This is a genomic window from uncultured Serinicoccus sp. (assembly GCF_947487915.1).
GTDB lineage: Bacteria > Actinomycetota > Actinomycetes > Actinomycetales > Dermatophilaceae > Ornithinicoccus.
Genome location: NZ_CANKYH010000015.1, coordinates 36,469 through 50,470, shown reverse-complemented (window position 1 = coordinate 50,470; position 14,002 = coordinate 36,469). Strand labels below are relative to the sequence as shown.

The 14,002-nt window shown below is 66.5% G+C and carries 12 protein-coding genes and 2 pseudogenes; 1 reads left to right on the top strand and 13 read right to left on the bottom strand.

What is annotated here, in order from left to right:
* Positions 1-340: 340 nt before the first annotated feature.
* The 10 genes and pseudogenes from Q0795_RS16485 to Q0795_RS16440 form a co-directional block, all read right to left on the bottom strand.
* Positions 341-625 (bottom strand): annotated as a pseudogene (locus tag Q0795_RS16485) (integrase core domain-containing protein); the annotation flags it as partial.
* A 7-nt stretch (positions 626-632) separates the two neighbouring features.
* Positions 633-1,835 (bottom strand): IS30 family transposase, encoded by a 1,203-nt coding sequence (locus Q0795_RS16480; RefSeq protein ID WP_298891565.1) that lies wholly within the window; start codon positions 1,833-1,835, stop codon positions 633-635.
* Positions 1,836-2,077: 242 nt separating this feature from the next.
* Positions 2,078-2,965, bottom strand: a pseudogene (locus Q0795_RS16475) (IS3 family transposase); the annotation flags it as partial.
* A gap of 410 nt (positions 2,966-3,375) precedes the next feature.
* A complete protein-coding gene (locus Q0795_RS16470; protein WP_298891561.1) occupies positions 3,376-6,135 on the bottom strand; it encodes an AAA family ATPase in 2,760 nt (919 codons plus the stop codon).
* Between the two features lie 321 nt (positions 6,136-6,456).
* Positions 6,457-7,590: a tyrosine-type recombinase/integrase gene (locus Q0795_RS16465; protein ID WP_298891560.1), complete on the bottom strand. Its 1,134-nt coding sequence runs from the start codon at positions 7,588-7,590 to the stop codon at positions 6,457-6,459.
* A complete protein-coding gene (locus Q0795_RS16460) occupies positions 7,587-7,751 on the bottom strand; it encodes a hypothetical protein (protein ID WP_298891558.1) in 165 nt (54 codons plus the stop codon). Before Q0795_RS16460 ends, Q0795_RS16465 begins: the two co-directional genes overlap by 4 nt.
* Positions 7,748-8,926: a tyrosine-type recombinase/integrase gene (locus Q0795_RS16455; protein WP_298891556.1), complete on the bottom strand. Its 1,179-nt coding sequence runs from the start codon at positions 8,924-8,926 to the stop codon at positions 7,748-7,750. Before Q0795_RS16455 ends, Q0795_RS16460 begins: the two co-directional genes overlap by 4 nt.
* A gap of 516 nt (positions 8,927-9,442) precedes the next feature.
* Positions 9,443-9,628 (bottom strand): hypothetical protein, encoded by a 186-nt coding sequence (locus Q0795_RS16450; RefSeq protein ID WP_298891555.1) that lies wholly within the window; start codon positions 9,626-9,628, stop codon positions 9,443-9,445.
* A 67-nt stretch (positions 9,629-9,695) separates the two neighbouring features.
* A complete protein-coding gene (locus Q0795_RS16445) occupies positions 9,696-10,928 on the bottom strand; it encodes a hypothetical protein (RefSeq protein ID WP_298891554.1) in 1,233 nt (410 codons plus the stop codon).
* Positions 10,929-11,097: 169 nt separating this feature from the next.
* A complete protein-coding gene (locus Q0795_RS16440) occupies positions 11,098-11,469 on the bottom strand; it encodes a hypothetical protein (RefSeq protein WP_298891553.1) in 372 nt (123 codons plus the stop codon).
* Positions 11,470-11,711: 242 nt separating this feature from the next.
* Here Q0795_RS16440 and Q0795_RS16435 point away from each other — a divergent pair, with 242 nt between their 5' ends.
* Positions 11,712-12,581 carry a hypothetical protein gene (locus Q0795_RS16435; RefSeq protein WP_298891552.1) on the top strand — a complete coding sequence of 290 codons (870 nt, stop codon included), beginning with the start codon at positions 11,712-11,714 and terminating at the stop codon, positions 12,579-12,581.
* Between the two features lie 13 nt (positions 12,582-12,594).
* Here Q0795_RS16435 and Q0795_RS16430 read toward each other — a convergent pair whose 3' ends face one another.
* From Q0795_RS16430 to Q0795_RS16420, 3 genes are read right to left on the bottom strand one after another with little or no spacing between them, the layout of a single operon-like run.
* The gene (locus Q0795_RS16430) at positions 12,595-13,044 is read right to left on the bottom strand and encodes a hypothetical protein (RefSeq protein WP_298891551.1); all 450 of its coding nucleotides are present in this window, start codon (positions 13,042-13,044) and stop codon (positions 12,595-12,597) included.
* 38 nt (positions 13,045-13,082) lie between these two features.
* Positions 13,083-13,802 carry a hypothetical protein gene (locus Q0795_RS16425; protein ID WP_298891549.1) on the bottom strand — a complete coding sequence of 240 codons (720 nt, stop codon included), beginning with the start codon at positions 13,800-13,802 and terminating at the stop codon, positions 13,083-13,085.
* Positions 13,795-13,950 (bottom strand): hypothetical protein, encoded by a 156-nt coding sequence (locus tag Q0795_RS16420; RefSeq protein WP_298891548.1) that lies wholly within the window; start codon positions 13,948-13,950, stop codon positions 13,795-13,797. Before Q0795_RS16420 ends, Q0795_RS16425 begins: the two co-directional genes overlap by 8 nt.
* Positions 13,951-14,002: the final 52 nt, after the last annotated feature.

Here is a 14,002-nt window from a genome sequence, read left to right as displayed (position 1 = left end):
CGACCTTGACGGCGACCAGCGGCGGCGCACCCTAGAAAGCGACGGCACCGGGGCCCTTGACACAGAGGGGAACCAGAGTCGGACGCGGTCGGTTGGCGCAGCCGTGCGGGTCATTGCGAGGGCCGTGTCGGTGTGACTGGTCGTCGCCGCCCACTCACGTCAGACGCTCGGTGGATTCAGGCGGACCATGGGGTGGCGTCCTGGGAGGACTGCAGAGGCACATGAACGGTCACGGTTCCCGCCGGCGCTGCGGGCGACGGCGAGTAAAGTCCCGTGCAAAAGTCCAGGGCTGCGAATATGGGACTGCTGAAGGTCTGGTTGACACTTCCGGTGTGGTGTTTCAGGCCGCTTGAGCGGCACGGTTGATGGTCTCAAACTCGACCGGGGTGAGCCTGCCGAGGGCGCGTTGCCTCCGCCGGCGGTGGTAGGTGCGCTCGGTCCAGGTGACGATGGCCAGGCGGAGCTGGTCGCGGGTCTGCCAGCGGCGGTCGTTCAGGACGTTCTTCTGGAGCAGCGCGAAGAAGGACTCCATCGCGGCGTTGTCCGCTGAGGAGGCGACCCGGCCCATCGAGCCGCGCAGCGCGTGGCGGTGCAGTGCGGCGACGTAGGGCCGGGAGCGGAACTGACCAGGTTCAACCAGTCGATGCAACACCGGCTTGTTGGAGCAATAGTAGATGCTCGTTGAAGGCTTCGGCTGGTGTCTTCCAGTCCAGGATCTTGCGCGGTCTGGTGTTCAGGGCGTGAGCGACGGCCTCGATCTCCTCGGCCGACCAGCAGGACAGGTCGGTGCCCTTCGGGAAGTACTGACGCAGCAGTCCGTTGGTGTTCTCGTTCGTACCGCGCTGCCATGGCGAGTGCGGGTCCGCGAAGAAGACTGGAATCCCGGTCTCGACGGTGAACTTCGCGTGTGCTGACATTTCCTTGCCGCGATCCCAGGTCACCGACCTCGCCAACTGAACCGGCAGCGTCGACATGGTGTTCGCCAGGGCGTTCTTCATCGTGATCGCGCCGTAGCCGGCCAATGCGGGGCCGTTCTTCGGCGTCTCCTTGTGCCGGTAGCCTTCCTCGCGCGGAAGGTGGACGAGCATCGTGAACCTGGTCGTGCGGTCGACGACGGTGCCGATCGCCGAGCGCTGCAGCCCGATCAACAGATCACCTTCCCAGTGGCCCGGAACGGCACGGTCTTCGGCTTCTGGTGGGCGTTTGCTGATCAGCGTCTTCGGGGTGACGTGCGCCCACGTCTTGCGACGCGATCGTTCCCGTGGCGCCCGCAACGCTCGGCCGGTGCGCAGGCACCAGACCAGCTCGCGCTTCAACGCGCCACGGCCCTGGATGTAGAGCGACTGGTAGATCGCCTCGTGGCTGATGCGCATGGACTCATCCTCGGGGAAGTCGACCTTGAGCCGGTTGCTGATCTGTTCCGGGCTCCACGCCGCGGACCACCCACGATGCTTGCGGTGCGGCTTGTTGATGCCGGTGAACCGCGGCGCCTGCGGGCCGTGGATGATCTTGCCGTCCAGTGTCTTGATCTGCCCGGCCAGCCGCTCCTGCACGTAGGCGTGCAACCGCACGTTGGTCACCAGCTTCGCGACCTTGGGCCGCTTGGCCGCCATGTCGGCCTTCCACTGCGCGACCGAAGCTCGGTACTCAAGCTTCCCGCCACGCGTGGCGGCATTGCGGCGCAGCTCTCGCGACACCGTGCCGGGGTCACGACCAATGTGGCGAGCGATCTCGCGTACGCCCTTGTTCTGCGCCCGCAGGAGCGCGATCTCCTCACGCTCAGCGAAGGACAGGTAGCGGCCCGTAGGCGTGAACTTCAGGTCGAACGGCGGCATGCCGCCAGCGTTGCGGAACCATCGCTGCCCGACGGCTTGCGCCACGCCGACCACGCCCGCGGCTTCGATCGGCAACAGTCCCTTGGCGATCTCGGCCCAGAACGCAGCCTCCACGTTCCGCTGGAACTTCGGATGACCAGGCGACCGCAACTTCGGCCGGATCGCCCGATCTGCACCCTGCTGACGACGGACCACTCAACACCTCCATGACAGGGGTGTTGCGACGACCGATTGATTTCGCCCTGACTGCCCCTATCGGCGTGGACCACGCAGCCAGCCACGCTGTCGCGACCCCTGCGGACGATGGCCATCTCGAGCGCATCCACGGCGAGGTGGCTGGTCATCCTCGAGTCGATGGCGTAGCCGACGATCCGCCGAGACCACACGTCCTTGACCACGCACAGGTATAGCTTCCCCTCGGCGGTGGGATGCTCGGTGATGTCGGTCAGCCACAGCCGGTTCGGCCCGGTCGCGGTGAAGTCCCGCTCGACCAGGTCGTCGTGTACCGGCGGGCCCGGCTTCTTGAACCGGCCTCGTTTGCGGGCGTGCGCGGAGACGATCCCAGCCTGCGAGCAGACCTTCCACACCCGCCGCTCGGAGATCTCGTGGCCGGCGTCGGTGAGCTCGTCGGCGATGAACCGGTACCCGAAGCCCGGGTCGTCCCGGTGGATCTCGAGCGCAGCGTTGGTGGCCGCAGGCGTCGACCAGGTCCCGCTCACAGACAGGGTTCGCCTTCCAGGCATAGAAGGCTTGCCGGGAGAATCCCAGCAGCCCGCAGGTCACCGCGACGGGAATCCCGTCGTCGGCAAGGTCCAGGACCAGCGGGAACGTCATTCTGGGGACTGACCCAGCCGCAAGTTCGCCTGCGACAGGTACGCCGCAGCGCGACGCAGCACCTCGTTCTCCTGCTCAAGAAGCCGGATCTTGCGTTTGGCCTCTCGCAGCTCGGCATTCTCCGCCGCGGTCGTGCCGGGCCGTACGCCGTCCTCGACGTCGGCCTGGCGCAGCCAGTTCCGCAGGCACGATTCGGAGATCCCGAAGTCAGCGGCGAGTTTAGTGATCGGAGCCTCGCCCTTGCGGACGACCGCGACCACGTCGTCGCGGAACTCCTCCGGATGGGGTGCAGGCATGTCGACATCCTCCCAGCGGAGCCTCCTCGGCCCCACAGATCAGGTGTCAACCGAACCCGCAGCAGTCCCTGGCACATTAGCAGCGGGAGACGGGGGGTGGCCGTGTCCAACAGCACCGGCTAGGGACAGCCGCCACGCGGCAGAGGTGGGCCACTGGCATGGTCGGAGGGCCCTCCGGATAGTCCCTGCGGTGACGCCGTGGCCAGATCGCCGCCGGGGGGGCACTTAATAAGCGTCGGCTCGGACTTCGTGCGCTCGTACCGCCGAATCGACGAAGGGGACGGCTCCCTATAGGCAGACTGTCACGCTAGGCCTGCCGCCGGAGTTGTGCTGGCCCATTGTGGAGCCACGAGTATCGCCGTGCCACGCACACGGGCTATCCCGGTGGACCGTTCGCGGGCGCTCGCAGCCTAGATTCCGGCTGCCGCCTTGATGGCAGCCGCTGCAACAGTGGTACCGACAGCCGTTGCAGCTCCCAGCGCCCACTTGCTCAGCTGCTTCAGGTGTGAAGTAGCCGCCTCCGCATCCCCTTGTGTGGCAGCAGCCTCTGCCGCCTCGAGCAACTGCACATCCGCCCTTTCTGCCGCGTCTTCGGCGCCGGGGGCCAAAGCCTCACGCAAGGTCCTCAGTTCTGCGGCTAGCTGCACAAGCTCGCCTGAAGCCCCGTCCGCCCCTTGTTGAGTTCCGTGTACTTCGAAGTTGCTTGCGGACGCATTCTTCCCTACGACGCCCGCCACTCCAGTCTCGTACTTGTCGCCCCTGACCTGCTCCTTTGCCATCTGAATTGATCCAACATTGGGTGCGATCTGATTGACGATACTGACCCTCACGAAAGGGCCGGTTTCGCCCTCTCTGCTCCTTCCAACTCCAACTTCCTCCCCGCCCTCGCCCAGCACATGGGGCAGGGCAAGCAGTAGCTTGTCAGGGAGAGCGCTTGCTTGCTGCTCTAGACGCACGAGGTCGTACGCGAGGCCTGTGATGGGCCGCGGGAGTCGGGGAAAAAAGTATGCAGGATACACGCGAGGCGCGCGCGGAACGATATCCCAAACACGCAACCATAGGTTGGGATCCGCAATTTCACTTTCGCTCAAACCACGACCAAGCGACGAACTCATCGAGGCCGCCGCGAGTTCTGCTCGCCCCTCACGTAAAGCCAAGAGACCAATCAGCCAATCGCTCGCGGCGTTCTTCCCGAGGCCATGACGGCTCGCTGCAGATACGGCTTTACCTACATCTCCCGTCGCCAACCAAGAAAATGCGCATTGAGTTCCCACAGCCGTGTATGCATAATCCGACGCATCTAATAACTCAGCCGAATCTTGATATCGGTTTTCGCACTGGAGCAGGGCAGCGTCGCACACAAGCCGCTTGTCATCGAAGGCTGGACCTAACGGCAGGGTCGACCTGAGACGGTCGATAGTCGATGTGTCCCGTCGCGCCAATGCGGGAAACAGAACGGACTCGAAGGCCTTATGAAAGTTCGTGTTTGACGCCGCAACATCGGCAAGTCGACGTAGAGTAAAAGTTCGAGCCCCACGGTAATCGTCTCGCCGCAGCAGAAGACCGGCGTATAACTGCGCTAATGGAATGGACTCGTTTGCGTCAAACCTGACCACCCCCTTGGCTGCCAAGTCGGCGGCTTGCTCTAGTTGACCGAGCTCCGCTAGGGTCTTGGCCGCAACGATGTAGATTTGTTGCGACGCTGCTGTACCTAACGAAGTAACGGCTCGAGTAGTCGCCCGCACCACAGCGTTAGGCCCTTCCACCAGGCCGGCCAGCTGTATATAAAGCGTCCAGTGCTCCTGCAACGGTTCGGCAAGTACGCACTGACGCAGTTGGTTAAGGGCGACAACGCGGTCCGCCAGGACCCCACGGTCTAATAGGAGCCTCGCTAATAGATAGCGGAGCCGTCCATGTCCCCCATCTGTATCATGAAGTGCCGATGCCAACGTCGCAAGCAGTTCATTGCGCTCACGTTCTCCCGACGGCAAAGACTCACGATCCTGAAGCGAATCAAGCAACCGGTGTCGCATCCCAGACGCAATGCGCTGAAACGCTTCCTCTTTGCCACATGCAATTAGATGAAACCGCGCCTCTACAAATTCTTTCCCGTGCTTCAACTGCTGGGATTTGTTCACCGATTGAAAATGTCTCGAGTAATACTTGGCGGCTACTTCGTGGCTCTGCAACTTCGCGCGCGTGTTCTTCTCTAGAGACGCCAGGGCTAGTAGACGAGCCACCGGTTGCAGGGAATACCAACCTCTGTGATTCTCGATGAGAAAATAATCGATCAGCTTGTCGCGTAACCCTTCAGCATCCCCGACTTGAACCCTATGGTGAGTGAAGGTGGCTTTATCGAAGGGGATTCGATACACCGACAATGCTTGCAGCAAGAAATTGGACCCAGAGTCTAGATGGCCGAGAGTGCGCGCCAGCATGCGCGCTTCCAGCCGTTCCACCAGCCGTCCGGAAAGACCTTGGTGGCGTTCCGCCCAAGACTCCGGCTCCGCATCTATCAGTTCCTCGATTGGGTCCGAGCGGAGACAGATCGCCAAGACCTGTAATGCGCGAGGATTACGGCCCATCCAGGTCACGACGTCCTGCTTAAGTTCTGCCGGAACTGCCCCAGGGACCCCGTGCGTCTCCAGCAGGTTATCTAGCGCGGACACTGCAGTCTCTGTGTCCGGCGCAACCAACGTGATTGTGCCAACCGAGCTGGGATACGGATCGAACGATATCGCTCGGCTGGTGACAAGCAGGATTCGCCCGGGCAAGCCCAAAGTGCTTATTCGAGCCAATGTCTTTATTAGTCCAGCGGTCGCATGGCCAGAGGTAGATGAAAGCAATTCTTGAAAGTCATCAATTACAAGCAACTTGGGGCTCTTTAGTGCGTCGCTCAATCCCTGCAGCAGGTCGCCGTCTGGCCGCGCTGTCATCGCGTAATCGCCCAGTTCTTCGAAAGCGCCAGCAATCTCGAAGAGCAGGTCTTCTTGGCCGAGGGTCCCTGTGGGCACGGTGACCTGGACAACAGGTAAGCTCGCCTCGAACGCGAGTTCCCTTGCAAGCCAGCTCTTGCCGAGTCCAGTAAAACCCTGGAGCACGAGTACGGGTTCAGCCCCGCTCTGGAGCCAGGCTGAGAGTTTCTGCCGGGCACCGTCGTGCAGGTCCACAGCCCTCCTCCCCCAGTCCGGCTCGCTGGCGATGGTCCGACATTACACGGCGCAACGTCCTGGTGTCGTGCTTCTCAGACGTGGTGCTTGTCAGGCGTGAGTTGGGCCGGGTTCGCCGCAGTTGCCAACACCCCCACGAGGCAAGGTTGCCAAGGGCGACCGATTCGACGCCTGCAGCGGCCCTCGGTCGGTGGAGGGGTCGTCGGCAGGGCAGCGGCCAGCCGGGCACGCTTCGTCACCTCTGCAAGGTTGCCCTGTCTGACCGCAGGGGGCCCTGTCTTGCCAAGCATCCGACTCTCGGCATTATGTAGGTATCGGGTGTCAAGAGGCGGCGTCGTTGTCGAGGTTGCTGAGGAGTTGGTCGTAGATCGCGGTGCGGCGGGTCTGGCCCTTGGCGGTGGCGTCGTCGCGTTGGGCGAGCAGGGTGGGGCGGAACTCGATGGTGGTCTGGAAGAAGGTGCAGGACTCGCAGATCGTCTCGTAGACGCAGTCCATGGCTTGGGGTCTGGTGCAGTAGCCGTTGCCGAGCATGCGGGCGTGCTCGCGGCGCAGTCTGGCCATGTTCGGGCCGAGGTCGTCAGCGGGCAGCTGGGCGGGGTGGGCGTAGAGCGCGTCGACCTTGGCGGCGACGGTGAAGTACTCCTCGGCGACGGTGCGGTTGGCGATCTTGGCGTAGACCAGGGTCATGTCCATCGACTTGTGGCCCAGCATCGCGGCGATCGCTTCGAGGGACATGCCGCGGTTGATCGCTTGGGTGGCCAGGGTGTGACGCAGCTGGTGGGGGTGGATGTGACCCAGGCCGGCGGCGGCGCCGGCTTTGTTGATGAACCGGGTGACGGTGTGCCGGTCCAGGGGTTTGCCGTTCTCCCGAGGCAGCAGCAGCCGGTGTCCCTGGGGCACGTGCGTGGCCCGGTAGGCGGCGACGAGCTCGACCAGCCGGGGGTGCAGGGGTAGGTAGCGGTCCTCGTGCAGCTTGCCGACCGGCACGTGCAACCAGTGGGTCTGGCCGATGAGGACGACGGCGTCGGCGGCCAGGGCGGTGTACTCCCCGACGCGTAGCCCGGTGCGCAGGAGGAACTCCACGGTGAGCGCGACGAGCAGACGCCGGTCGGCCTGGGCCGCGACCAGCAGACGTGAGGCGGCCTGGTCGTCCAGGGCCTTGGGCAACGGGTGGCGCTGCTTGGGCACGTCACCGGGGAACATCGGGACCCGGGGCGGGGCGTCGTCCCAGCCCCATTCATCGATACGCAGGAAGAACATGCGCAGGGTGCCGAGCCGGTGCGCCAGGGTGGCGGGATTGGCGCGGGGCGCGCCGGCGCGTCCGGGCCGTGCTGCCAACCAGGGCTTGTACCCCTCGATGTGGACCCGGCCGATCTCACGGATCCTGGTGACCTCACGGTGGTGGGTCAGCAGGTAGGTCGCGAAGACACGCAGGCACTGGTCGGCGTTGCTCACGCTGCCCGGACGCAGCACGACCGCGACCTGGCCCAGGTAGGCCCCATGGTGGCGGCCACGAACGGCAGGTCGGCGTCCACCTGCTCCCAGGTGGCCACCGGCGCCCCGCCACCGCGTCCGGGCTGCTGCGGGCAGAACCGTCCCGGAAGGGCGGTGCTCACCGCAGCCTCCTGAAGCCCGCGATGGGCACCCGGTCCAGCGGGTCCGGATCCGGCGGGCGCGGTGATGCGGCGGTGGGCCCGGCGTAGACCTGGGCATCGATCACCTCGGCCGCCCGCCGGTACTGCGAGGCCAGCCAGTCATCAGCCAGGTGCAGGTAGATCCTGGTCGACTCGATCGAGGCGTGCCCGGCCTGGGCCTGCACGGCTTCCAGGGCCATCCCCGCCTCCCGCAGCCGCGTCAGACAGGTGTGCCGCAGCTCGTGGCAGGACCCGTGCTGTAGCCCGGCTCGTTCCCGAGCCGAGGCGAGCACCTGATCCAGGCCCTTGGCCGACAACGGGCGACCACGGTGAGGCCGTTTCAGGACCAGGAACAGCGCGTCGGAGGCGGTGTCGGCGGGCCGTTCGATGTCCAGATAGGCGCCCACGTGCTCGAAGAACCGTGGTGAGACCGGGACCAGGCGTTGGTGGCCGCCCTTGCCGTCAGCGACGAACAGCTGCCGGTCCCCGGCACGCACGTCGACCAGGCGTAACCCGAGGACCTCGCACCGGCGCAACCCACCGAGCAGCATCGCAGCGACCATGGCCCGGTCCCGGTGGGTGCGCAGCGCGCCGGTCAGGGCATCGACCTGGCCCGGGGACAAGATCCGAGGCAAAGTCCGGGCAGAACGCAGCAGCGGCACGCCCTGGGAAGGGCGCGCCTTCTCCCGACGGGTCGGCAACCCACGCGGTACCGGGTTGGCGTCCACGTCGCCGCGCACCGTCAGGAACGCGTACAGCCCGTTGATCGTCGACAACCGGCGCCGGATCGTGCGCACCGAGACACCCGCGCCCTCAACCACCCCGACCACCGGACCCGGCAGCGGATCCGGCAGCCTCGCCAACCCCGCCCGTTGCGCGCTGATGAAACCGAGCACGTCGACCGCACGCACCTCATCGACCGGCCTGCCCACCACCGTGAAGAAGACCTTCAGATCGAACCACGTCGCCAGCACCGTGTTCGGACGCGCCCTGGCCGCGACGAACTCCAGATAGGCATCCAGACGCGGGTCACCCAAAGACCCCCGCCCCGGGTGGACAGGCGAGACCACGCACGGCAGCACATCACTCATCGCAAGCTCCTCCTCGAGCATCGACAACGAGCCCAACACTGCCGCGCCCACACCCGAGAAGATCACCTACATATCAAGCAGAGTCGGTCTGTCACGACCGCGAGGGCGAATGCCGAGGAGGGGCGAGACGCCGCCTCGGGCAGGGCGCGCGTCTCATGCTGAGGGCACTATCACCCACAAGAGCTGGGGCCGGTCAGCCGGGCGCCTCTCCCCCGTCATTGACGTCAACTCTCCGAGCTATTGACCGGGGCTGATGCCGCGGTTCGGTCTGCTGTGGCTGGGCCACGCCTGTCCAAGTGCTCGGGTCGACGCGCGGGGGCTGGCCTAGCCTCCTGGAGGCTTCTCGTGCTCGTGGCCAGCCCGCTGGCGTGGAAGGCCGCTGCGGAGGCACGTCCGACTTCGCTCAAGTGCTGCCGCGCCGTCCCGTGAAGGGTGGGTCAAGGGGATGGGACGGTTCAGCATGAGAACTTTCGGGGCGATGACGACCGAACTGTCAGCAGGAAGGAACTGGTTGGGATCCTCTTCCTGAGCGTGGTGTCTCATGACGGCGCGTTGTCCGGCTCGGGCGCCAACAGTCATACTTCAAGGGGTGCCGGTGACCTGGTCAACGGTGCCGTCGTCTAGGTCGGTGCATGCGATCGACCAGTGTTTGACGCGTTGCACGCTCCGGGTGTCGGGGTCGCGCAGGTAGGGCACGATGCCAAACCGGTTCTCATCGATCCCCGGGCGCTTGACGTGCCGGCGGTCTACGTCGGTGTCCAGATCCACGGCGGTGAGCATCCGCATCGCCGTGGACGGGACGGGCCTCTCACGCCAGGTCCGGCAGGTACCCGCATCACGGAGCGGTGCGGGAGACAGGACCTGCGGGCGGGGTGCAGTTAGTGGTCCCCTGTCCGTGCCGCGCCTGCTCGCGCACGAGGCGGAGCCGTCCGGGATCCGGACGTGGGCCGATCCGCTCGATCACTGAATTGGCACGGTAGTGCGGTGTGCCGGCGATGGTGCTCACGGCTTGGTCGAGCTGCCGGACGGCCCGCAGCGGGCCTTCGGCCTGTAACGAAGCCGGCGTCATCAGCACCCTAGGTAGCGGCTCAGCTCGTCTCAGCTGCACGCTGCGCGGCGAGACCGGCGTGGAGCGGGGGTCCGGTAGGCGTCCTTGTTCGATCATCGTGGCGATCATCCTCGAGGCGCCTCGCGCGTCGACCCTCAACCCTGGGTGCCGGGTCGCGGTGGCGACAGCGCCGGCGATGCCCACTGCACTCAGGTGGTACTGACGCAACGCGGCAAGTGCTGCTCCCATGTCGGTTCGTGCCGTGATGACTTCGGGTGTGGCTGGGCCCAGGCGGTCCTTGGTCAGTTCTCCGAACGAGGTCCGCAGATCGACGGCGGCGTGCTGCAGCGCCCCAGCTCGTCCCTGCACGGGGTGTGTCAGGGCGTCCCAGGTGCTGGCGAGGGAGAGCCAAGAGTTCCCGGCGTGCTCCAGTGCCGGGTCCAGCTGGGTGCGGTGCTCTCGGGAGTCGACGTGGCCCGCGTCGGCGGCGATGCGCCATAGGGCCCGGGCGTAGGTGGTGGTGACGTGCATGGTGTTCGCCACGTCGCGCAGGTCCCGTGCCGTCGGGGCGCCGGTGAGTACCCGGTGGGCCTGAATGTCGAACGCGCTGACACTGGTGCCGAGGCGGTCCGGGTCCGGCCAGTCGCGGTGGGTCTCGGTCAGTGCCTCTGGGTAGGAGCTCTGGTGGTAGCCGAGCGCAAGACCGGTCGGGATATCCATCCGCCGCCGGAAGCTCTCGTCCACGGGTGAGTGTCGCCCCAACCCGACCGTGGTGGCGTGCCCCGTCAGGTACACGACGTGCGTCACCTGCACCCTGGTGGCGAACGCATCGCGAAGGTGGTCGGGGGTCGGGAGCTTCCGCACGTTGGAGTTCTCGACGGCCGCGGCCGCCCGCATAATCAGGGACCCGATCGCCTCGAGGTCACGGTCGGGCTCGAGCCGTTGGCCGGTAAGCCTGGCGTGCAGGACACGCGCGTCACGGCTCACTGCCTCAACATGCGACTGGATCTGGTCGAGCACCCCGACCTGGGGCTCGGCTGGTCCTGACTGGGGGATAGCGCGCCAGAGCCGGCCAGAGTTCTCGACGAGCGTCTCCCAGGCCCGGACCATGGACAACCCGTCACGGTCTGGAGCGTCGTAGAGAAGGGACCGGGCTCGGAGCTCGGCCTCCTGCAGGAGCTCACCCACGTTAGGCACGGCACCGGTCCCTGGTGGTGTCGATCAGCGCCGCCACCAGTGCCGTCGTCCCCGGCGGGAACTCGTGGATCGGCCGCTCCCGGGTGGCGAGTTCGGCCTGTCGGATCAACCCTCGAGGGTCCTCACCGGTGGGGTCGCCATGCTGGTCTTCTCCCAGGTCGACGCCGTCAGGCAGCAGAGACAGGGCCAGCCCGTTCAGCCCGCCGGCCTCGAACGACAGCTCGGCCATCTCCAAGCCGGCCAGGCCGGTCCCTGGTGCGACCTGCGCCAGGGCCTCTCGCTCAGCCTTGCGAAGCAGGTTGGTGACCCGGATGAGGGCCTCCAGGGCGGCCGGGGTCGTCAGGTCGGGTCCTCTGGTCATCATCGCTCTCCCTTTGTTGATGGGTGGTGGTGCTTCGGGGTGGTGCGCTCCATCACCGCAGATCGACGCCCTCGGTGGGCACTCCTCCCCAGATCTGTGGACAACTCCTCGGGTATGTCAGGGATGTGCGCAACAGTGGTCACACCATCCGAAAGCCGAGCAGCGGCCGCCGCTGGCATCACCGATGCCGGATTCGCGTCATCGCAACTAGTGCTCGACTGGCAGAGGAAAGGAGGTGCGTGACGATGAGCATCATCCGAGCCCGGGCGCTGCGTCTTGGGGCCTTGGCCTTGCCGCTCACCGTCAGTGCCGCGCTCTTCCTGGTCCTCGTGTCACTCCCGGCGCCTTGGGGCACCGTGGTGCTGGCCGGGCTTGTCCTGGTCGCCCTCTGGGGACTCACCGGAGTGGGGGAAGTGGCCGTGGTGCGCGCCCTGACGTTCTCCCGCCTAGCCAAGCTGCACCAGCGGCATACCCTCGCAGGGGTCGCCCGAGTGCTTCGGGACCACCGAGTGGATCCGGTGCAGCTGCTGGTGGCCCGGCGGGGAGGGGTGTGCGCTCGCGCGTACGGCCGGCGGACCGTGGTCGTCGGTCGGTCTCTGGTCGAGGAGGTCGCTCGCGGGCGACTGCCTAGCGCGGACGCCGCTGCGCTCATCGCGCACGAGGTCGGGGTTCAGCGCACCGGGCTGACCCGCACCGACGCCGGCCTCGGGGTGATCCTGCTGCCGTGGGAGTTAGTGGCCGGCGCCCTGATCGGCCTCTGGCGGGCCCTAGGAGCCGTCCTTGCACCGTGGGTCCGCTGGGCCAGCCTCGCGATCGCCTTCGGGATCCAGGTTTGGCTGACGGCCACAGCCGATGCGCGACACCTCGCTCCTGCGCTGTTGCTCGGGGTAATCTTCGTCACGTGCGGGCTCAGCCTGGCCTGGTCTCGGGCCCGCGCCGACCTTGGTGACACCTACCTCACCCAGCACGGGCTGGGACACACCTACGCCGCGATCCTGTGGCGCAGTTTCCCGGATGACCACTCCCGCGACCGCGCGGTCCGGCTGCTGCACGCCCCGGCACCGCAGCCTTCTGGGCCCAGCCCCGTACCGGCCCCCATGCGATCCGAGCTCTGACACCTCCCTTGGATCAGGGAACGACCCACAGGTGCTGACGGCCGGGCCCAGCGTCTGACGACGCGTGCTCGAGCAGCCCTTGCAGGTCTGCGGCAGCGGCCGCAGCCGCGGCCAGGAAGCGGCGAGTCACCCCGGCCGATAACTGCGCGGTGGCGTGCAGGTCGTCCTGCCGGCACAGCGCGGTCGCGACCGGAGAGACGGTGTGACCCGCGGCGTCGAGCGATGACGCCACAACTGCTGCCGCCAACCGTGTCTCGTTCCACGCAGGTGTCGTCGGCACGTCCTCCAGCACACTGCGGGCCAGGTACGCCACGTCGGCAAGGGTGCGGCGCAGGTCTACCGCCTGGTCAATCACCACCAACGTCGGGCTCTGTGCCGCTGCCACCTCAGCCCACGCGTCCACATCACTCAACCGCGCCGACACCAGCCGTCTCACCTCCCGCACCCTGTCCAGCGCCATCATGGGCTTCGATGGGAAGCGACCGGGCACAGCCGACGTGCTCATCGTGCCACTCCCGTCGTCCGTGCAGACGCCGGCTCAGGGATCCTCACTGCCGCCTGCATTCTTGCCCGCGCCGCGGCCGCCACACCGTCCGCATGCCGACCGATCCGCTGAGCGCCCTCGGCCACCACATCCAGCCGGTCACCGGCCTCCTGGGTGGAGACCGTCGCCCCCCTCAAAGACTGGCGCCAGACCTCGCTAGGCGCCTCGACACGCACCGTCCCCTGTTGGGCCGGTCCCACCTCACGAGCCGAGAGTGCAGCACGACGCAGCGAGTTCACCGTCTGCTCCAGTGAGGTCTCCACCTCGTTCAAGGCGGTCGTCAGCTCACGTGCCCGCCCCCGCAGCGCCGCCCGATCCACCCGCTCCTGGGTGGACCCCGACGACCATCCCTCGACCAGGACCCCTGCCGCCTGCAGAGCCGCCCGGACACGCACCACGGCGCGACCCGTGTCTCGACCAGTTTCAGCCGCGTCCTCACATGTCCGTGCCAGGTCCTGCTCTCGTTCCCCGAGCCGGACTCGGCCGGCTGACCCAGCCTCTATCGACCCTGGCTGCCGTTGCGCCCACTCGACGTCGGCCAGGATCCGCACCGCTGTGGAAACCTTATCCTGCAGCTGACCCAAGCCGACACGTGCCAGCAACAAGGCCGCTCGCGCCTCGGTGACGACGTCGACGACCTCCCGTGCGTCCCGATCCCGCCGCGCGAGCTCACTCATCCTCATCACCCTCGCCCACGTCCATCAGCACCTCGACCTGGTGCATGGCCTGGCCGGCGCGCACTGACCACGCCAATGCCTCGGCCAGATCGACCCGCACGGACGTGGGCGTCTCCTCGTGCTCAACAGGATCGGTCATCGCCTGCACACCTCAGCCTCGATCTCAAGGGCGCTCCACACGGACGTGGAGCCCACCTACG